This window comes from Chloracidobacterium thermophilum B (genome assembly GCF_000226295.1).
Taxonomy (GTDB): Bacteria; Acidobacteriota; Blastocatellia; order Chloracidobacteriales; family Chloracidobacteriaceae; genus Chloracidobacterium; species Chloracidobacterium thermophilum.
Genome location: NC_016024.1, coordinates 635,409 through 654,494 on the forward strand (window position 1 = coordinate 635,409; position 19,086 = coordinate 654,494).

General features: G+C 61.2%; 19 protein-coding genes. 13 read left to right on the forward strand and 6 right to left on the reverse strand.

The window, feature by feature from the left end:
* From CABTHER_RS02675 to CABTHER_RS02685, 3 genes are all read left to right on the forward strand, one after another.
* Complete coding sequence (locus CABTHER_RS02675; protein WP_014099033.1) at positions 1–456, forward strand: Hsp20/alpha crystallin family protein; 456 nt, start codon at positions 1–3, stop codon at positions 454–456.
* Between the two features lie 137 nt (positions 457–593).
* Positions 594–1,331, forward strand: coding sequence for a nucleotide exchange factor GrpE (locus CABTHER_RS02680; RefSeq protein WP_014099034.1), 738 nt, complete (start codon positions 594–596; stop codon positions 1,329–1,331).
* Positions 1,332–1,487: 156 nt separating this feature from the next.
* Positions 1,488–3,785, forward strand: a complete 2,298-nt coding sequence (locus CABTHER_RS02685; RefSeq protein ID WP_014099035.1) for an AAA family ATPase — start codon at positions 1,488–1,490, stop codon at positions 3,783–3,785.
* A 128-nt stretch (positions 3,786–3,913) separates the two neighbouring features.
* On the opposite strand, the gene CABTHER_RS02690 is transcribed toward CABTHER_RS02685, so the two are convergent.
* The gene (locus CABTHER_RS02690) at positions 3,914–5,122 is read right to left on the reverse strand and encodes an aspartate aminotransferase family protein (protein ID WP_148263908.1); all 1,209 of its coding nucleotides are present in this window, start codon (positions 5,120–5,122) and stop codon (positions 3,914–3,916) included.
* Complete coding sequence (locus CABTHER_RS02695) at positions 5,115–7,517, reverse strand: response regulator (protein WP_014099037.1); 2,403 nt, start codon at positions 7,515–7,517, stop codon at positions 5,115–5,117. The genes CABTHER_RS02690 and CABTHER_RS02695 overlap by 8 nt, the downstream gene beginning before the upstream one ends.
* Before the next feature lie 79 nt (positions 7,518–7,596).
* Here CABTHER_RS02695 and CABTHER_RS02700 point away from each other — a divergent pair, with 79 nt between their 5' ends.
* The 10 genes from CABTHER_RS02700 to CABTHER_RS02735 all read left to right on the forward strand — a co-directional run bounded on the left by CABTHER_RS02700 (position 7,597) and on the right by CABTHER_RS02735 (position 15,323).
* Complete coding sequence (locus CABTHER_RS02700; RefSeq protein WP_014099038.1) at positions 7,597–9,051, forward strand: HD domain-containing protein; 1,455 nt, start codon at positions 7,597–7,599, stop codon at positions 9,049–9,051.
* A gap of 115 nt (positions 9,052–9,166) precedes the next feature.
* A complete protein-coding gene (rpmF, locus tag CABTHER_RS16445) occupies positions 9,167–9,361 on the forward strand; it encodes a 50S ribosomal protein L32 (RefSeq protein ID WP_081464656.1) in 195 nt (64 codons plus the stop codon).
* A gap of 51 nt (positions 9,362–9,412) precedes the next feature.
* Positions 9,413–10,468 carry a phosphate acyltransferase PlsX gene (gene plsX, locus CABTHER_RS02705; RefSeq protein ID WP_014099039.1) on the forward strand — a complete coding sequence of 352 codons (1,056 nt, stop codon included), beginning with the start codon at positions 9,413–9,415 and terminating at the stop codon, positions 10,466–10,468.
* Positions 10,465–10,965: a thioredoxin-dependent thiol peroxidase gene (bcp, locus tag CABTHER_RS02710; protein ID WP_014099040.1), complete on the forward strand. Its 501-nt coding sequence runs from the start codon at positions 10,465–10,467 to the stop codon at positions 10,963–10,965. Before plsX ends, bcp begins: the two co-directional genes overlap by 4 nt.
* 5 nt (positions 10,966–10,970) lie before the next feature.
* The gene (locus tag CABTHER_RS02715) at positions 10,971–11,573 is read left to right on the forward strand and encodes a hypothetical protein (RefSeq protein WP_014099041.1); all 603 of its coding nucleotides are present in this window, start codon (positions 10,971–10,973) and stop codon (positions 11,571–11,573) included.
* A gap of 42 nt (positions 11,574–11,615) precedes the next feature.
* Positions 11,616–12,482 (forward strand): 3'-5' exonuclease, encoded by an 867-nt coding sequence (locus CABTHER_RS15355; RefSeq protein WP_014099042.1) that lies wholly within the window; start codon positions 11,616–11,618, stop codon positions 12,480–12,482.
* Entirely contained in the window at positions 12,475–12,996 is a 522-nt protein-coding gene (locus tag CABTHER_RS02725; protein ID WP_014099043.1) for a tetratricopeptide repeat protein, read from the forward strand. Before CABTHER_RS15355 ends, CABTHER_RS02725 begins: the two co-directional genes overlap by 8 nt.
* A gap of 139 nt (positions 12,997–13,135) precedes the next feature.
* Positions 13,136–14,110, forward strand: coding sequence for an ABC transporter permease (locus CABTHER_RS02730; RefSeq protein WP_014099044.1), 975 nt, complete (start codon positions 13,136–13,138; stop codon positions 14,108–14,110).
* 24 nt (positions 14,111–14,134) lie between these two features.
* Positions 14,135–14,440, forward strand: a complete 306-nt coding sequence (locus CABTHER_RS16935) for a hypothetical protein (RefSeq protein WP_148263909.1) — start codon at positions 14,135–14,137, stop codon at positions 14,438–14,440.
* 31 nt (positions 14,441–14,471) lie between these two features.
* Positions 14,472–15,323 (forward strand): glucose 1-dehydrogenase, encoded by an 852-nt coding sequence (locus CABTHER_RS02735; protein ID WP_014099046.1) that lies wholly within the window; start codon positions 14,472–14,474, stop codon positions 15,321–15,323.
* A gap of 65 nt (positions 15,324–15,388) precedes the next feature.
* On the opposite strand, the gene CABTHER_RS02740 is transcribed toward CABTHER_RS02735, so the two are convergent.
* The 4 genes from CABTHER_RS02740 to sdhA form a co-directional block, all read right to left on the reverse strand.
* Positions 15,389–15,715, reverse strand: coding sequence for a rhodanese-like domain-containing protein (locus CABTHER_RS02740; protein WP_014099047.1), 327 nt, complete (start codon positions 15,713–15,715; stop codon positions 15,389–15,391).
* Positions 15,716–15,737: 22 nt separating this feature from the next.
* Positions 15,738–16,490 carry a succinate dehydrogenase iron-sulfur subunit gene (gene sdhB / locus CABTHER_RS02745; RefSeq protein WP_014099048.1) on the reverse strand — a complete coding sequence of 251 codons (753 nt, stop codon included), beginning with the start codon at positions 16,488–16,490 and terminating at the stop codon, positions 15,738–15,740.
* Positions 16,491–16,603: 113 nt separating this feature from the next.
* The gene (locus tag CABTHER_RS15360; protein WP_014099049.1) at positions 16,604–17,257 is read right to left on the reverse strand and encodes a M949_RS01915 family surface polysaccharide biosynthesis protein; all 654 of its coding nucleotides are present in this window, start codon (positions 17,255–17,257) and stop codon (positions 16,604–16,606) included.
* A 46-nt stretch (positions 17,258–17,303) separates the two neighbouring features.
* Entirely contained in the window at positions 17,304–19,082 is a 1,779-nt protein-coding gene (gene sdhA / locus CABTHER_RS02755; RefSeq protein WP_014099050.1) for a succinate dehydrogenase flavoprotein subunit, read from the reverse strand.
* Positions 19,083–19,086: the final 4 nt, after the last annotated feature.

Consider the following 19,086-nt stretch of genomic DNA (forward strand, 5'->3'; position numbering starts at 1 on the left):
ATGACACTGCAACGTTTTGATCCTTTCCGTGACATCATGAACCTGCGCAATCAGATGGATGCCCTCTTCAACGAAATCGGGATGGGGCTGTTGCCACGGACGGCCGGACAGACGGAAGCTGCCGCCACCTGGTCTCCAGCGGTGGACATCTATGAGACGGACAAGGAAATCGTCCTCAAGGCTGAACTGCCCGACATCAAGCAGGAAGACATCCGCGTCAGTGTGGACAACAACCGGCTGTCCATCACAGGCGAGCGGAAGTTTGAGTCGGAGGTCAAGCGTGAAAACTACCACCGCATTGAGCGGTCGTATGGCACGTTTGCCCGTACCTTCACCTTGCCGCCGACGGTGGATCAGGACAACATCCGGGCGGAGTACAAACAGGGTGTGCTGACCGTTTCCCTGCCGAAACGGGAAGTGGCCCAGGGGAGGAACATCGCCATTCAGGTCAACTGACGGCTGGCTTGCCGCCGTTGGATTGAAACCGGTGGCGTGGTAGCGTCTTGTGCTACGGTGAGCCGCTGCTGCGGCTCACCGTTTGTAGGATAGGAGAAGGGGAAGAAGATTCCACACCAAGGAGCGAAGAGTCAGGCATGAGTGACGAACCACGCGAAACCGCTGGTGCAGAGACGCCGGTTGTGAACGTGACGGACAAGCGCCGTCTGTACAAGGACACAATGGAGACTGCCGCCGACGTGGCTTCATCCGTGGAATCCTCGCTGGACGCTGCATCCAAGGAAACCGCCAGGGAGGTGCCGGGCGAGCCGTCCGGGGTAGAAGTGCCGACCGTGGAGCAGCTTCAGACGCAGCTCCAGGAACGTGAGATGCAACTCCGGGAACGTGATGCCCAACTGGCGCGTTTGCGGGAGCAAGTCATTGAATTTGAAGCGAAGACTCAGGAAGAATTGCGTGAGACCCGCCGCCGTCTGGAACGGACCGTCGAGCAGCGGGTGCTGCGCGCGCGACAAGCCCTGCTGGAAGACTGGCTGGTGGTTTTTGACAACCTTGACCTGATGGTGGCTGGGGCAGAGAAAGCCACCAAAGAGGATTTGCTGACCGGGATTGTGGCCATGCAGCGGCTGCTTAGCCAGGCCTTGCAGCGGCACGACATCGAGCGGATTGACGCCGTGGGGCAGCCATTCGACCCCCAGCTTCACGAGGCGGTTGAAACCCTGACTGTCGCGCCCGAACAGGACGGGCGGGTTGTCGCCCAAACCCGTCCGGGCTACCGTTTGGGAACGCATCTGATTCGTCCGGCGCTGGTTTCGGTTGGGCGCGCTGAAGTCTCCGCGGCTGTCCTTTCGGAAACGGACATTCCGGCGAACATTTAGGAAAAGAACCGTTCGCTACAGCGGCTGCCTATGGTATTCTTGGCGAGGTAGTTCACCTGCTCCCCGGATGGCATCTTCCAGTGTCTCCAACCGGGTGTTCTCGACTGGAGACGCACCTCACAATCACGACTCACATCATCCTCACCGAGGCACGCTATGATTGACTTTGGCGATTTTGCAGACCGGTTTTCAGAAAGCGGACAGCGCGTCATGCGCCGCGCCTATGAGGAATCGAAGAACCGCGAGCACAATTTTCTGGCGCCAGAACACATTTTTCTGGCCCTGACGGAGGTTGAGCGTCCCCTGATTAACGAAATCATGCAGAGCCTCAACCTCGACCCGCAGGCCATTCGCAATGCCTTGGATGGGCGGCTCTCCATTCAGCGGCAGTTTGTGGGCAAGCGGATGAAGCTCCACGATGCCACGCGCGACATCCTCAACAAGGCCATGCGTCGGGCGCGGCAGAATGGGCGGCAAACAATTGACTCAACCGACCTGCTCATTTCGCTGTTCCAGGATGAAGATGGTGTGACGGCATCTGTGCTCCGGCAGTTTGGGGCCGACCCACAGGAGGTTGTCGAACGAGTTGGCATGCGGCTCAAGTTCCGTGAGGAGCGTGAAGCCCGCATCAACCGCAAGTTTGAACTGCCACCCTACATCAAGCACTTTGGGACGAGCCTCAACAAGCTGGCCCGCGAAGGCAAGTTGCCGCCGGTCATCGGCCGGGAGCGGGAAATCCAGCAGATGATCGAAATTCTCTGCCATCGGGAGCGTGCCAACTCACCCATTCTGATCGGTGAGCCGGGGGTCGGGAAAACGGCGGTCGTCGAAGGCTTGGCCCAGATGATCGAGCTTGAACCGGAACGTGTGCCGCGCCGTCTGCGCAACGCCCATATCGTCTCGATGCAAATTTCAAACGTTGTCGCCGGCACCATGCTGCGCGGCATGTTTGAAGAGCGCATCCAGGGCGTCATCAATGAAGTCAAGGAGCGGGAAAACCTCATCCTGTTCATTGATGAAGTCCACACCATCATCGGAGCTGGCTCGGCGATGGGGGCGGCTGCTGATGCGGCTAACATGTTCAAGTCGGCGCTGGGGCGCGGTGAACTGCGCATCATCGGCGCAACAACGACAACCGAATACAAGGAGTACATCGCCGAGGATGAAGCTCTAGCGCGCCGTTTCCGAACGGTGTTCATTGCCGAACCGAGCATCGAGGACACGCGCAAGATTCTGCAGGGCATACGTCCGCGGCTGGAGCAGAACTACTCAGTACAGATTTCGGACGAAGCGCTTGAAACCGCCCTTGAAATGGCTCCGCGCTACATCCGCAGCCTCCACATGCCGGACAAGGTCATTGGCTGGCTGGATACCGCCTCAGTCAAGGTGGAAATCAACCAGCCGGAAGACCCGGTGGTGCTCAAGCAGCACGTCATTGATGTCATTGCGCAGGAATCGCGCATTCCGCACGACATGATCTTCCGCGAAACGACCGAACGCTTTGCCAACATGGAAGCTGAGTTGGCCAAGCGCGTCATCGGTCAACGCGAAGCCGTGGAGAGCGTCGCGCGCCGGCTCCGCCTCAACAAGGGGCCGCTCAAGGAAAACTTCTACAAGCCGGATGGCGTGCTGTTGTTCCTCGGCCCGACGGGTGTCGGTAAGACGGAACTGGCCAAAGCTGTTGCCGAGTTTATGTTCGGCGACGAGCACAAGATGATTCGGATTGACATGTCGGAGTACCAGGATGGCGTTGTGGCCGTCGAGAAACTCATCGGCATGCCGCGCGGGATCGTCGGCTCGGAGCGGGGCGGTATCCTGACCGAACGCCTGCGCGACAACCCCTACACCGTCCTGCTGCTTGACGAAATCGAAAAGGCCTCGCCTTACCTGCTCAACCTGTTCCTCCAGGCTTTTGATGAAGGCTGGCTGACGGATGGCCGCGGCAAGAAGGTCTATCTGTCCGATGCCATCATCATCATGACGTCGAACCTGGGCAGCGAAAACTTCAAGAAGTATATGAAGCCGCTCGGGTTTGGCACAAAGTCGCTCGGCGACCTGAAGGAAATCAAAAACGAAGTGCTCAAAGCCGCCGAAACCCGTTTCTCGCCGGAGTTTCGGAACCGCATTGACGAAATCGTGGTCTTCTCGCCGCTGACGCAGGACGAGGTGCGGCAGATTGCCGTCCTCTACCTCAACAAGATTGAGCGGCAGATGGCGAAGTTTGGCAAGTCGCTGCGTATCACCGACGCCGCCATTGACCAACTCGTGCAGCAGGGCTTCAGCCCAGCATACGGGGCGCGTTTCCTCAAGCGGACCATTGACGAGAAGGTCAAGCTGCCCATCACCCTCCAGTGGAACGCTGTCAATGCTTTCACCGTGGATGCACGCGATGGGCAGGTCGTCGTGACGGAAGAGCGTACGGAAACCAGCCCGGCGCCTTTTTCAGTCAACTAGCCATTCTGGAACGACCGGGGGATATGAACCAAACCCGGAAGAACCAAAAGGGGATGCCATCCGGCATCCCCTCTCCTGTGCCCGGGAGCCGTCTTCGCTGCCGGTTCCTGGTCGGGCCGGCGCAGCGGCTAACGAAGGATTTCCTTCAGTATCATCGTGGCCAGGGTAATGTCCTCTTCGGTCAGGACAAGGGGCGGCAGCAGGCGGATGACATTGACGCCCGCATTGAGAACAAGCAGCCCCCGCTCCTGGGCGGCTGCGATGTAGGGAGCGGCTGGCTCTGTCAACTCGATGCCAATCATATAGCCGCGTCCACGCACTTCCCGGATGCGGTGGCTGGGAATGGCGCGCAGCCGCTCAAAGAATAGCCCACTGAGCCGTTCAACCTGAGCTGGCAGGTTCGTTTCCTTCAGAACGCGCACTGTGGCACGGGCAGCGGCACAGGCCAGCGGCCCGCCGCCAAAGGTCGTGCCGTGCTGTCCCGGAGACAGTTTGGCGACGCGCTCGCCAAGAGCAACGGCACCCATCGGAAAGCCGCTGGCGATGCCCTTGGCCATGGTGAGGATGTCCGGCTCGATTCCGACGGCCTCGCAGGCAAAAAACGTCCCGGTGCGTCCAAAGCCGGATTGGACTTCATCCAGAATGAGCAGCGCGCCACGTTCGCGGCAAAGCTGCTGCGCCCGGTGCAGAAACGCGGTCGTTCCCGGACGGACGCCGCCTTCACCCTGAACGACTTCCAGGATGACCGCGCCGATCTCATCCGTGATGGCGGCATCGAGGGCGGCTTCATCGTTGTAGGGGATATAGGTGAAACCGGGGAGCAGCGGCTCGAACGGCTCACGGTACTTTGGCTCCCACGTGGCCGTCAGGGCCCCGGCCGTCCGTCCGTGAAAGCCCCGCTGGGCGGCAACCACGCCGTGGCGGCCCGTGGTCAGCCGGGCAAACTTGAGGGCGGCTTCATTGGCTTCCGCCCCGGAGTTGCAGAAAAACACGCGCGTCAGGCCATACGGCAGGACGGTCATCAGGTCGGCATAGAGTTGGGCGCGCTGGTCATTGCCGAATGAGCCGGAACAGGCAATGAGGGTTGCCGCCTGCTGGCTGATGGCTTCCACTACCGCCGGATGACAGTGTCCAAGGCTGGCGACGCCATACGCAGCCGTGCAGTCCAGGTAGCGCCGTCCGTCGCTATCCCAGACGTAAGCCCCTGCCCCACGGACGAGCGTGATGCCGCGCGAGACATACAACCCCAACCCATACCGGGCTTCGAGCACCGCCGGTGTGATTGGAGTCGTCTCGGCTGTATCTGTGGAGAGTCGAAGTGCCGTGGGGTTAGCCATCAGTGTTCCGGCGCCCATTGTTGTTGGCAAGGTGTTTTTTGATGAGCAGTTCTGCCAGGTCGGGCACCACTTCCCAGGCAATTTCGCGCACAACGTGGTCGGAAATTTCAGCCACCACACGCCGAACGATCTCATCCACAACCGCCGGGGGCAGGGTGAATGTTGACCAGTCCACAGTTTGTGCCGCCGTCGGCGTGGCAGGTGTTGGTTCAGCAACCAAGGCAGCCGCCGGGGCCGTGGCAGGTGCGGTCTCAACCGGAGGTTCAGGCTGCACTTCGCCGGAGTAGGCCGCGGCTGGTGGCGCTTCTGCTGATGGCGCTTCTTCGGATACTTCAATGGGAGCTGCTACCACAGCCGGCGATGGGGCCATCGTGTCCGTCAGGGTACCAGGCGGGAGGGTTGGCAGGGCGGCTGCCTCGGCCACGGCCGGTTCGTCCACTGGCGTTGCGATGCCGGGTCCGACGGCTTCTGTCTCGACAGGTGGTGTGACAGAAAAGGCGGACTCTTGGAGTGAGGCGGCCTCCGGTGGTGTTGGCACAAAGGCCGGTAGGTCAGAAGCCTCCGGGGTTACTTCGTCTGTTGCCGGAGGAGCCGTTGCTTCCAGGGCTGGAGCCTCCGTCCGGCTGGTGGCCACCACTTCTGTTGTCACTCCGGCTGCCGGCATGTCCGCTTCCGTTGGAGCGGATGTTATTTCCTCTGCGACGGGAAGTGCCTCGCTGACTGCCGGCGATGGCTGGCGCATGGCCACCAGTTCATCAGGGAGCAAGTCCGTCCCGTGAACAGGAGGTTCTTCTTCCACAGCGACTTCAAACACCGGGGACTGTGGCGGCGCGGTTGTCGGCAGCGTGGAGAATGAGACCAGGTTGCTCTCCGGCGGAACATCCAGCCGTTCTGCTGAAGGCGGTGGCGGCACTGGAGCACCAAGCAGCGTCGGAGAAGGCTCTCCCTCACCCACGACTGGGGCTGATTCCACTGCTGTCGGAGACGAAACCAGTCCGGTCAGAAAGTCTGGTGGTGGCACCGGCTCATTCAACAGGTTGCTCGTGGGCTGGGTCGTCAGTGAGTCCGTCGGCGAAGGCAGGGACGAGGTTTCCGTCTGTGGCTGGAAGGCTGTGGTGATAGGCGGCTCTGCCGGTGTCGGTTGCTCCCACGGTTGGGCGACTTGTGTCGGTGGCGTGATGACCGGTTCAAAGGATGGCAGCGGTGGCTCATCCGGCAAAGCTGCGGCCGCCGGTGTCTCCGCAGGAACGGTAACGGACGGTGTAGGCTCTGGAGCAACAACTGCTGCTGGCTCTGCAGGTGGAGCCGCAGCCGTCAGTACGTCCGCAGGGGGCACCGGCGATGGAGTGAATGGGGCAACAGCAAATGGGGTTGCGGCTTCATCCGGCGCTGAAGGCGCAGCGGATGTTGTCACCTGCGGTTCCGGCACAGCCGCCGGAGCGACAACAGGCGGCACGGCGTCGTCCAGCTCCAGAGGGGAATCCAACTCTGCCGCTGGGGGAGCTGGGGTCACGACCGGCGGAGACGGGACCGCTGGCGTGAACAGCTCAGGCAGTTCGGTTGGATCGAGTTTGGCCGTTGTCGTGCCGATGTTTGGCGGCGGCAGTGAAGAAAAGGTCGGACGGGGAATCGGCGTCGAAAGCGTCTTGGGCGGTTCCGGGTAGGTCAGTACAGGTGGCGCCTGTTCGGGCGGCGGCAGGTCAAGGATGAAATCCGTCGCGTCTGTGGGTGACGGAGCCGAAGGTGGCGGCGCATCGAGCGGCAGGAGCGGCTCAAGATCAGGCAGCCGCCCGTCGTCCATCTTTGGAGGTGGGGTGATTGAAGCCAGCATCGAAGGCGTGACTTTGATGGTCGGCGGTACTTCGGCAGACGGATCCAGACTGCCCGGATGAAACTTGGGGGGCGCAGCAGCACCCACCCCGGAAGGTTCTTTTGCCGTGGCCGGCGGAGGCACAGAGCCGAGCACCTGGGTCTGTCCGACCGGCTGGGTGGCGGTTGGCGGCGGCGTGGCCGCCGGTTTCGGCGGGAATCGCTCCAGTGTCGTCCGAATCAGCGAAACAAACTCCTGCTCTGCAATCGGCTTGACGATATGCCCATCGGCTCTGACGCGCTTGGCTTCTTTCTCGTCATAGGGTTCAAACTTGCCAGTCAGGAGCAGTACCGGGATGTGCTTGAAATCTGGATGCTGCTTGACGTATTCGCAGACTTCATAGCCGGTGCGGCCGGGCATGAACACATCCGCCAGAATGAGATCGGGACGTATCGTGGAAAGTCTTGAAACGGCTAACTCGCCGTTACTCATCGCAACGACGTCAATGTTGCATTTTTCAAGGTACAGCCCGAACATCTTCTGAATGCTCAGGCTGTCATCCGCAAGCAAGACCTTACGACGCATTGGCCGTTTTCTCCCCTCTGACGGCGAGACTGGTATCCGCTTTGAATACGAAGCAGAAAGCAAAGGAAAGCTAACACCCTTGTCGAAGCCTGTCAAAACCTTCACCACGCTGCCACAGCCGTCCAGACAGTTACCGAAAAGGTCATCCAGCCGCCTTCCGCTGCGGGCCAGAACCGTTCGGGCCAAAACCATTCGGGACGCCATCCACGGCGACATGACCTTTTCGGCCGATGAAGTACGTCTGCTCGATACCCAAGCCATGCAGCGCCTGCGGGGTATCAAACAGCTTGGACTAAGCCATCTGGTCTATCCGTCGGCGGTGCATACCCGCTTCGAGCACTCCCTGGGTGCCTGTCACCTGGCTGGAAAAATCATTGAAAATCTCGAACAAAAGGGCGTTTACCGTTTCACCGAAGATGAGCGGCGGCGCATTCGGACAGTGGCTTTGCTGCACGACATCACACATGTGCCCTTTGGCCATACCTTTGAGGATGAGCGACGGATTGCGCCCCGCCATGACGCTGACATCCAGCGCCTCAACACCATGCTGTCCGGCGATCTGGGCGAGGAGCTGGAGCGGCAGGGACTGCTGACCGCAGTCCGGTCCCAGCTTCTGGGCGAAATGCCCCCGGTGCGGGACGACTACTTCATCCGCGACATCTTTGCCGGCACAATCTGCGCCGACCTGCTGGATTATCTCCGCCGGGATGCACGCTTCTGTGGGCTGACCGTGGACTACGACGACCGCCTGCTGGCGCTGTTCACCCGGTTGGGCGGGCGCCTGGCCCTTGACCTGCAACGCCACGGCCTGTTTCGGCACGACGCCCTTTCAGAAGTCGTCCACGTGCTGCGCATGCGCTACCTGCTGACCGAACGGGTGTACTTTCACCACGCAAAAATTGCGGCCGGCGCCATGCTTTCCAAGGCTCTGGAAATGGCCATCGCCGCCGGGCAGTTTGCGTACACCGAACTGTTCGGGTTACGTGATGACGCTTTCCTGTATGTGCTGCGGGAACGCACCGTCGGCCTGCCGGAAGTCCAGCGGCTGCTGTCAGGCCTGGCAACGCGCCAGCTTTACAAACCTGTTTTCTGGACAAACCGGGACGGACTGACGGAAAGCGAACTCGACCGGCTCAAGCGCCAGTTCTATGACAACGCCGAGGGCGCCCGGGAGCAGATGGAAGCCGCCCTGTGCGACGACCTGGGCCTGCCCGCCGGCAGCGTGATTGTCTATTGCCCCTCGCCCGACATGGCGCTCAAGGAGGCCCACGTCACGGTGCAGTTGTCGGAACACGAATCCGCCCAGCTTTCATCGCTGGCGCATCCTGAGATTGAAACCCTGCTGCTGCGCCATCGGCAGCTCTGGCGACTGGTGGTGCTGGCGCCCCCGGATTTGGGACGCCATGCCGCCAAACGGCGCCGCGCCCTGACACGCCACTGCGAAGCCCGCCTTGGCTTGCCAGACCGAAGCGGCGACACCCTCTGGAGCCGGCTGTTTTTTCAGCCAATGCCGGGAAATAGCTGCCTGCCGTAACCTTGTTCAGGGCCGATGGCTGCGTTGACAATCCGCCGGGCTGTCCTATAATCCTGTGCTTTTGCGTTTCCCTGCGAAAGCTTCTGAACGTGCTTCCGAAAGGCGGTTTGAACCTATGCCGAATCCGAAACGACGCCACTCCTCGTCGCGGCGTGGTAAGCGCCGTGCGCATGATGCCCTGCCGCAACTGACCATTGTACGCTGCCCGAACTGTGGCGCACCCCGCCTGCCGCACCGGGTGTGCGGCGAGTGCGGCTACTACCGCGGCCGTCAGGTCATCACGATTCGTCAAAAAGGTACTGAAGAATAACTGAACCGGCGGTTGCCTGCTGCAACCGGCCTTAGTTGCGACGGGACAGCGATGCTGCAAATTGCTCTCGATGCCATGGGGGGCGACCATGCCCCGGCACCGGAAATCGAAGGGGCGCTGCTGGCAGCCCGCCAGCTCGGCGTCAAGGTGCTGCTGGTTGGCCAGCCGGACCGGCTGTATCCGGCCCTTCGGGGAGCTGGCTGGACAACCGAACCCATTGAAATTCTGCCGGCCCGTGAGGTCGTCGCCATGGATGAAACCGCCCGGCAGTCCATCCGTACCAAGCGTGACTCGTCCCTGCGCGTCGGGATTGAGGCGCTCCGGCAGGGATTGGCGGTCGGTTTCGTCAGTGCCGGAAACACCGGCGCCATCGTGGCGGCGGCCACCCTGTGGCTGGGCACCATACCCGGTATTGCGCGTCCGGCGCTGGCCACGGTGCTGCCGACCTTATCCGGGCGCGGCACGCTGTTGCTCGACATCGGCGCCAACGCGGATTGCAAACCCGCCATGCTCGACCAGTTTGCTGTCATGGGCGCGGCCTACGTCGAGCAGATTCTCGGTGTTGAACGACCACGGGTGGGACTGCTTTCCATTGGAGAGGAAAGCGTCAAGGGCAATGCGCTGACGCGCGAAGCCCACGCCCTGCTGTGCCAGCATGCGCCCCAGCGTAACTTCACCTTCGTGGGGAATGTTGAAGGGAGGGACATTTACACGGGGGCAGTGGATGTCATTGTCTGTGACGGTTTTACGGGGAATATCGTCCTCAAGACGAGCGAGGGGCTGGCAACGGCCCTGCTGACCATGCTTCAGGAAGCGTGGCGTCAATCAACGCCCCCTTCGCGGGATACCGTGGCCGGCCTGCAGCAGGTGCGCACCCGGTTCGACTATGCAGAGTACGGCGGAGCACTTCTGCTGGGCGTGCCGCAGCCGGTCATCGTGGCCCACGGCCGCTCCACCGGGCGCGCCATCTACAATGCCATCCGGGTGGCACAGGAAGCGCACCTGCGTCGCCTGAGCCACCAGATTGCTGCTGACCCGGCAGTGGTGGCGATGTTGCACCATCCACACCGCAACGGTGTGGTCCAAGACCTCTCTGGACTGGCATGACTTCTTCCACAGCACGCTTGACAGTTGGTGATCCGGCACCCCCGTTTGCCTTGCCCGACGCCACGGGGCAGACGGTCAGACTCGCGGATTTCGCCGGGCAGCGGGTAGTGCTGTACTTCTACCCGCGTGACAACACCCCCGGCTGCACCAAGGAAGCCTGCGCCTTCAACGCCGTCCGCGACGAGCTTTCCACGCACAAAGCCCAGGTCATTGGCATCAGCCCGGACAGCGTCACTTCGCACGAAAAGTTTGCGGCGAAGTTTGGTCTGACGTTTCCCTTGCTGTCTGATCCCGAACACGTCGTGGCTGAACAGTATGGCGTCTGGCAGGAAAAGAAAAACTACGGCAGGACGTACTTTGGCATTGTCCGCACCACGTTCATCATTGACGAGCAGGGACGGATTGCCCGTATCTTCCCCAACGTCAAGGTTGAAGGCCACGCGGCACAGGTGTTACAGGCGCTGGCCGAAATGGATCAGAAGGCAAAGCAGGAGTGAACAGGATGCGGCACCGGAGCGACATCGGGCTGGCCTGCCTGGTTTGGGTTCTGGTTTGCGGCTGCGTTTGGGACTGGCCGACGATACCCGTCAGAGCGCAGGGCATTCCGCTTCCCACGACTGCGCCGGCTGGTGAACCGACGGCCGCCACGCGCCGGTTTGCCGACCCGGAAGCCGGTTTTGAACTCGAACTCCTGCCCGGCTGGCGTTCCGAACATACCGTTGAGAACGACGGGCGACGGGTTCTGGAAATCATTTACCGCGACCGCAGCCAGTCGCTGCTCCGGGTCCGACGCGAAGCCGTACCGCCGGACTGCGCCGATGAGCCGCATCGCTGTCTGGCCGAGCGCGAGGCAACGGATTCACTTCAGTTCCGGCCCGACTTCCAGTTGAAAAAGCGCGAGCGATTCTCCACAGCCATTGCCCGTGGGACGCTCCTGACCTTCACGTTTCGTCGGGTGGGAAAGCCCATGACCGGCCGCTACTACTACCTTCAGACGGACGACCAGACGGTATGGGTGCTGCGTTTTGAGGGGGAGACCCGCTTTCATGACACGCTGCGTTACCAGACCGACCGTCTGGCCTACTCGTTTCGTCCCCTGCCGTGAGGCGGCGGCCGGCTGAAAGGTTCTGGTTTTTTGCCGAAGCTGATGCCTGACGTTCCGCCCGGCCCTTCGTTTCTGCTGAGAACCCTGCGCGCCCGGTTGTCGGCAGCCCGTGGGGTGGTGTCGCTGACTGAGCTGGGGCGCGAGTTGCTCCGGGCACCACGGGCCGCACCGGAACTCGTGCGGCGGGTGCTGTTGCCGGTGCTGGCCCAGTTGCCGGAGGCTGTGCTGGAAGGGGACGACGGTCTGCGCTGGCAACCGCTGCCGACCGCGGCCCTGGAAGCGACGGCCTCGCTGCCGGAATGTCGGTTTGCCGTCGTGGATGTGGAGACGACCGGACGCCGCGCCGAGCAGGAGCGCATCACCGAAGTGGCCTGTGTCACCATCGAGCGCGGCCGGATCACCGAAACCTTTGCGAGTCTGGTCAATCCCGGTGTGCCCATTCCGCCGCTGATTACGGCCCTGACCGGTATCAGCGACGAACTCGTGGCCACAGCGCCACCCTTTGCGGCCATTGCCGCTGAAATGCGGCAGCGGCTGAGCCAGACGGTTTTCGTTGCGCACCATGCCAGCTTCGACCGTAAATTTCTGACGGCTGAACTCAGGCGCGCCGATGAAACCTTTGTGTGGACGGCGCCCACGTTGTGTACGGTACAACTGGCGCGCTATCTCGTTCCCGGTCTGGACAACTACCGGCTCGATACCGTCACCGCTCATTTTCGGATTTCCAATCCGGCCCGGCACCGCGCATCGGGAGACGCCCTTGCGACGGCCCAGCTTTTCCTGCGATTGTTGGAACGGCTGATTGAACAGGACATCGTAGCGGTTGACGCTGTGACTGCCCTTCTGGCAAAGCAAAAGCGAACAACCAGACGGCGGCCATTGCCCGGCGAGGACAGACACCATGAATGACACGCGCGACAACTGTGAGCATCTGGAAATGACCGATGACCTGGCCGTACGTGAGGCGGCCCGCTACTTTCAGGCGGCTTATCAGCGCCAGATGGAAGGCAACCTCGACGAGGCCATCCGGCTCTACGAACGTTCGATTGCGCTGCATCCGACGGCCGAAGCCCATACGTTTCTGGGCTGGACGTACAGTTTTCTGGGCGATCTGGATCGCGCCATCGCCGAGTGTTTGCGGGCCATTGAACTCGACCCGGATTTTGGTAATCCCTACAACGACATCGGGGCCTATCTCATTGAGCGCGGCGATCCGCTGTCATCTGCGCTGTGGCTCAAACGGGCTATGAAGGCCAAGCGGTATGAGTGCTACTTCTATCCGCACTTCAACTACGGGCGGGTGCTCGAATGGCAGGGGCGCTGGCTTGACGCCATGCGGGAATACACAACGGCGCTGTCCTACAACCCGGATTACACGCCGGCCAGGAAAGCCATTCGCCAGCTTCAGAGTCGGCTCAACTGACCACCGCACGGGATAGCCGTTGCACGTGGGTTGTACACTTTTTTGACGCGCCACCCTGCCGCGTTTTCTGCTTTGTCGCACGCCGCGCGTCAATCTGGCGGGCAAGGTTTGCAGAGGTAAGCTCCGGGTCGCTTGCCTGATGACCATGCTGGTTTCGTTTTTCCTCTCGTTTCTCAAGCGCATGGCGGTTGTCCTGCCGGTAATGTGGGCCGTGGTGACGCTGGTGTTTCTGCTCATCCACCTCGTGCCGGGCGATCCCGTGGTGATGTACCTTGGGGACAGCGCCCGGCCTGAAGACATCCAGGCGCTGCGTCACAAGCACGGTCTCGACCTGCCGCTGTGGCAACAGTACGTCCGGCTCTGGCTCGGCGCGCCGACCAAGGATGGACTGGACAAGCACCGGGGCCTGCTGCGTGGCGACCTGGGGGAGACCTTCGGCGGCAAAAACGTCGTGAAGGAACTGCTGAACCGCTATCCGACAACGCTCAAACTGGCAGGAGCCGCCATGCTGGTGGCCGTTGTTGTTGCCATTCCGCTGGGGATTGCGGCCGCTGTCGCGCGAGGGCGTTGGCTGGATACGGTCATCTCCGTGGTGTCGCTGGCGGGGATTGCGCTGCCCAACTTCGTGATCGGGCCGCTGGCCATTCTCATTTTCGCAGTGTATCTGGACTGGCTGCCGGTTTCCGGGAGCGAACGGTTGGAACATTTCATCCTGCCGGCGACGACGTTGGGCCTCGCCATGGCAGCGATTCTGACGCGCCTGGTGCGTTCCAGCGTCCTTGAGGAACTGGGCGAAGATTATGTCCGCACGGCGCGCGCCAAGGGGCTGCCCGAACGGGTCGTGTTGTTCAAACACGTCCTCAAAAACAGTCTTATTCCGGTTGTCACCATCATCGGATTGCAGTTCGGTATCATTCTGACAGGGGCAATTGTCACCGAAACCATCTTTGCGATGCCGGGTGTCGGTGATCTTACGGTACGGGCCATCAACGAACGCGAATACAACCAGGTGCAGGCCAATCTGCTGGCCATTGCGCTGACGTATGTGGCGGTCAATACGCTGACGGACCTGCTGTACCGGCTCCTTGACCCGCGCATTGCTCTGGATCGCTGATTTTTTGAAAGGAGCCAGTCCACCGTGGAAGATGAAACCCCATCCCGTCTGCGTAGCGGCCAGGCACGGCGTCCGGCTTCGGGCGACACCCGCCCGGCGAATCGTCCCAGTCCAATGCCAACTCCTCCGCGTCCTGACCCAGGTGAGGAAATGTCTGCCCCGCCGCCCGAGTTGGAGACGCCCATGGCGAGCCGTCTGCGCAGCCTGCGGGAGTCCCGTCCCCCGGAGTCATTCCAGGAACCAGCGCCGATCCCGGAGTTCAACCAACCTTTCGATGTTCCCAAGCCGACGCTGTGGGAACGCATCAAACGTTTTTTTGGTGGTCAGTAGTCAGCATTTCAAGTCCGATGGGAGTCACAGCATGGGTAAACTCGATGGAAAAGTGGCGGTTGTCACCGGCGCCGCCAGTGGAATTGGCGAGGCCACAGCGCGTCTGTTTTACGCCGAAGGGGCTTCGGTCGTCCTGAGCGACATCCAGGATGAACGTGGTGCCGCCATTGCGGCCGAACTCGGTGAACGGGCCGCCTACTGCCGGGCGGATGTCACCCAGGAATCGGACATCGCGGCACTGGTGGATTTTGCCGTTGCCCGGTTTGGCGCGCTCGACGTGATGTACAACAACGCCGGGGCGCAGGGCGTTTCAGCGCCTATTGCCGAAACGCCGGCTGAGGGGTTTGACGCGACGGTTGCCCTGCTGCTGCGCAGCGTCTTTCTGGGAATGAAGCATGCGGCGCAGGTGATGCTTCCCCGGCACACCGGAAACATCATCAGCACGGCCAGCATTGCCGGGCTGCGCACCGGAAATGCACCGCATATTTACAGTGCCTGCAAAGCGGCGGTTATTCACCTGACACGCTCCGTAGCCATGGAACTGGGCGAGCAGGGGATTCGGGTCAACTGTGTCTGTCCGGGTTTTATTGCAACTGGCATTTTTGGCAGCGCCTTTGGTCTTCCGCCGGATGCAGCGCGCGCGCTGGCGCCGCTGATGGCACCGATGCAGGTTCAGGCGCAGCCACTGCGCCATGCGGGACAGCCGGTGGATGTGGCGCAGGCGGTCCTGTGGCTGGCCAGCGACGATGCCCGCTTTGTCAACGGGCATGCGCTCGTTGTGGATGGCGGTCTCATCGCCGGCCGGTCGTGGACGGAATACCAGCACATGCGTGAATCGCTGACGAAGGGCATTCAGGCCGCCCTGGGGCAGGGCGGTTCGTGAACCGCCCCTGCACAATCAACAGCCACCCATTTGTTCCGCGTAATCGTATTGCCGGGATTCAGTCCTCAGTAGAGCGGCACCGTCGGGTCAACCTCGTGCGACCAGGCATCAATGCCGCCGATGAGGTTGACCAGACGGGTGAAGCCCTTGCTGCGCAGGTAGGCGCAGGCGTGCAGGCTGCGGATGCCGTGATGACAATAGATGACGTATTCCTGGGCGGGATCAAGCTCCGCAGCCCACACCGGCAGTTGGCTCATCGGGCACAGGCGGCTGCCCGGAATGCGGTTGAACGCATATTCCCAGTCCTCGCGCACGTCAAGAAGCTGTATGGGGTCGCCTGCCGCAAGACGCCGGGCCAGTTCAGGCGCCGTGATCTGCTGGATGTCTGTCATTCCCTATCCGTCCGTGCGTGGGTCAGGGCATCAGCCAGCCCAGAAGGCCATGAATCGTCGTTTGCCGTCCCAAATCAGCAATGGACTCCGTGAGCGGAATGTTTTTGGGGCAGGCTTTGACACAGTTCTGCGCGTTGCCGCAGTCGGTAATGCCGCCATCGCCCATGATGGCTTCCAGCCGCTCATCCCGGTTGAGCTTTCCAGTGGGATGCAGGTTCATCAGTCGAACCTGATTGAGCACCGAAGGCCCGACGAAAGAAGACCGTTCGTTGTACTGCGGACACACTTCCATGCACACCGCACACGACATGCACGTGGAGAGCTTGTAGCGAATCTCCGTGGTTTTCTGGTCGAGCCGGGGGCCGGGACCCATCGGGTACGTGCCGTCAATGGGAATCCATGCCTTGACCTTCTTGAGGTCCTCGAAAAGCCGTGAGCGGTCAACCTGAAGGTCCCGAATAACCGGAAACTTGGTCAGCGGTTCGAGCGTGATGGGGCCGTCTTCGAGCTTGTCCACCAACGTGCTGCACGACTGACGTGCCTTGCCGTTGATGACCATCGAGCACGAACCACAAACGTGTTCAAGACAGGAACACTCCCACACCACCGGCGTGGTCGCCTGGCCGGAAGCCGTGACGGGATTTTTCTGGATTTCCATCAGGCAACTGATGATGTTCATGTTCGGGCGGTAGGGAAGCGCAAACTCCTCCCACCGGGCGGGCTTGCCGGGTGCATCCTGGCGTTTGATTTTGAGAACAATCTTTTCACGGGTCATCGAGCCATCTCCATTCCGGGGGGCGGCATCAGGTTATCTCTTTGGACGTGCCAGCGGCACAGCCTTGAATGTCACGGCCCTTCGGCTCTCTTCAGGCTCCGGGCCGTGACTCGTTACTGAAAGATTTCCACGTAAAACTGCTTCCATTTGCGTTCGGCATGCCGCAGAAACGCGCGGTTGGCACGCAGCCTGGCATCCGGTGTCTTTTCTCCGCCGACTGAACCCTCCGGCAGCGCGATGCGGGTCGTGCCGCGCATGGCATATTTCTGGTTGACCTCGTACATGATGAGCTTGAGCGTCGCCGGACTGACATCACTGCGGCAGGCGGTTTTGTACATCACCCAGGCTTCCGCAAAGCCATCGTTGTCGAGGTCCGTCACTTCGGTTGCCGCCGTGAGGAATTCCGCCGTGATGTCGAGCGGACAGTTACGGACGAAATCCCTCACCTGCCAGACCAGTGAGAACTGACCGTTGACGTTGACGAAGCGGTGGGCATACAGCTCGGCGTCCTGACCGGCATCGAAGTCCTGACGCCGTCTTTGGCCCGGGGTCTCAAACGGGCCGGTCTCCGTCAGAATCAGATAGTTTTCGCCATCGAGGTCATTCCAGCGGAAGCCCTGTTTGAAGCGGCCTTTGACCAGTCCACGGGCGGCCGCCGGCAGGCTGTCCAGCGGAAACGCCTGAAGCGGCTCACGTGGGACCATTCCCGACGCAGCCTTGAACGGGGAAGTCACGCCCACCGGAAGCAGCAGAAGCCAACTGCCCATCGTGCCCGTGACCAGCAGCCGGCCAAGCCACGGGCGCGGACGGGCGCTAAGCCGCTTTCTTCTTTGAGTAGTCACGCTTGCGCGGCTTGATGAGACTGATGTCAACATCTTCATAGGTCAGTTGCGGTCCTTCCGGGGTCCAGGTGGCAATCGTCGTTTTCAGAAACCGCTCGTCATCCCGTTCGGGGAAGTCGGGTTTGTAGTGTGCGCCACGGGATTCATCCCGGTTGAGCGCGCCCAGTGTGATAACACGCGCCAGGTGAAGCATGTTTTCCAACTGGCGGGCGTGTGGAATAGCCTGCGTTGCCCAGTAGTTTTGCTCGTTGAGGTTGATGCGCTCGTAGCGTTCGAGCAGTTCCTGGATTTTTTCGTCCGTGTACCGCAGGCGGTCGTTGTACCGGATGACGGTGACGTTCTCGGTCATCAGGCGTCCCAGTTCTTCGTGCAGCACCCGTGGGTTTTCCGTGCCCCGCTTCGTTTTGAGCGCTTCATTGATTGCCGCCTGCCGGGCGCGCTCACGCTCGAAAATGGGGTCTTGCAGGTCTTTGGTGGAGTTGTTCTTGGCAAAGTTGACGGCGGCCGGCCCGGCGATGATGCCGGCATAGACGCAGGACAGCAGGCTGTTGGCCCCAAGCCGGTTGGCCCCGTGAATGGAGTAGTCGCACTCCCCGACGGCAAAGAGACCGGCAATGTTGGTTTGCTGCTCATAGTCCACCCACAAACCGCCCATGGTGTAGTGCATGCCGGGGAAGACGCGCATGGGGGTTTCACGCGGGTCCTCGCCGACAAACATCTCGTAGATTTCCAGAATGCCACCCAGCCTGCGGTCGAGCTGTTCGCGTGGAATGTGCGTCAGATCGAGATAGACCTGAAACTTGCCGCCGACACCATAGCCGTCGAGACAGACCTGGAAAATTTCACGGGTGGCAATGTCGCGCGGAACAAGGTTGCCGTATTCGGGGTATTTTTCTTCGAGGAAGTACCACCGCTCCGAAGGCGGAATGTCTTTCGGCGCACGCTGGTCCTTCGGCGTACGTGGCACCCAGACCCGCCCGCCTTCACCGCGCGCGCTTTCTGACATCAGGCGGAGTTTGTCTTCGCCCGGAATGGCCGTGGGGTGAACCTGGATGAACTCGCCGTTGGCATATTTGACGCCCTGCCGGTAGAGTGCCCCCTGCGCGCTCCCGGTGCAGATGACGGAGTTGGTGGACTTGCCAAAAATGGCTCCAATCCCGCCCGTCGCCATGACGACAGCCGCGCCGGCAAATGCCTTCACTTCCAGCGATTGCAGGTTCATGGCCGTAATGCCATAGCAGCGCCCGTTTTCGATGACACCTGAGAGAAACTCCCAGCCTTCGTATTTGCGGACCTTGCCGGCGGCTTCGTAGCGCCGTACCTGTTCGTCGAGCGCATAGAGAAGCTGCTGACCTGTGGTTGCGCCAGCGAACGCCGTACGGTGGTATTTCGTGCCGCCGAAGCGCCGGAAGTCAATCAGCCCTTCGGGCGTCCGGGAGAAGGGAACGCCCATGCGGTCAAACATGTAGATGATGTCCGGCGCCATGTCGCACATCGCCTTGACCGGCGGTTGGTCGGCAAGGAAATCGCCACCGTAAATCGTGTCGTCGAAGTGCTCGTAGGTTGAATCCCCCTCCCCTTTCGTGTTGACCGCGCCGTTGATGCCACCCTGGGCGCACACCGAATGGGACCGTTTGACGGGGACGAGAGAAAAAAGATCAACGGTGTAACCGAGTTCGCAGGCTTTGATGGTTGTCATCAGCCCGGCCAGTCCACCGCCCACGACAATGATGCTTGGTTTGTTGCTCATGAGT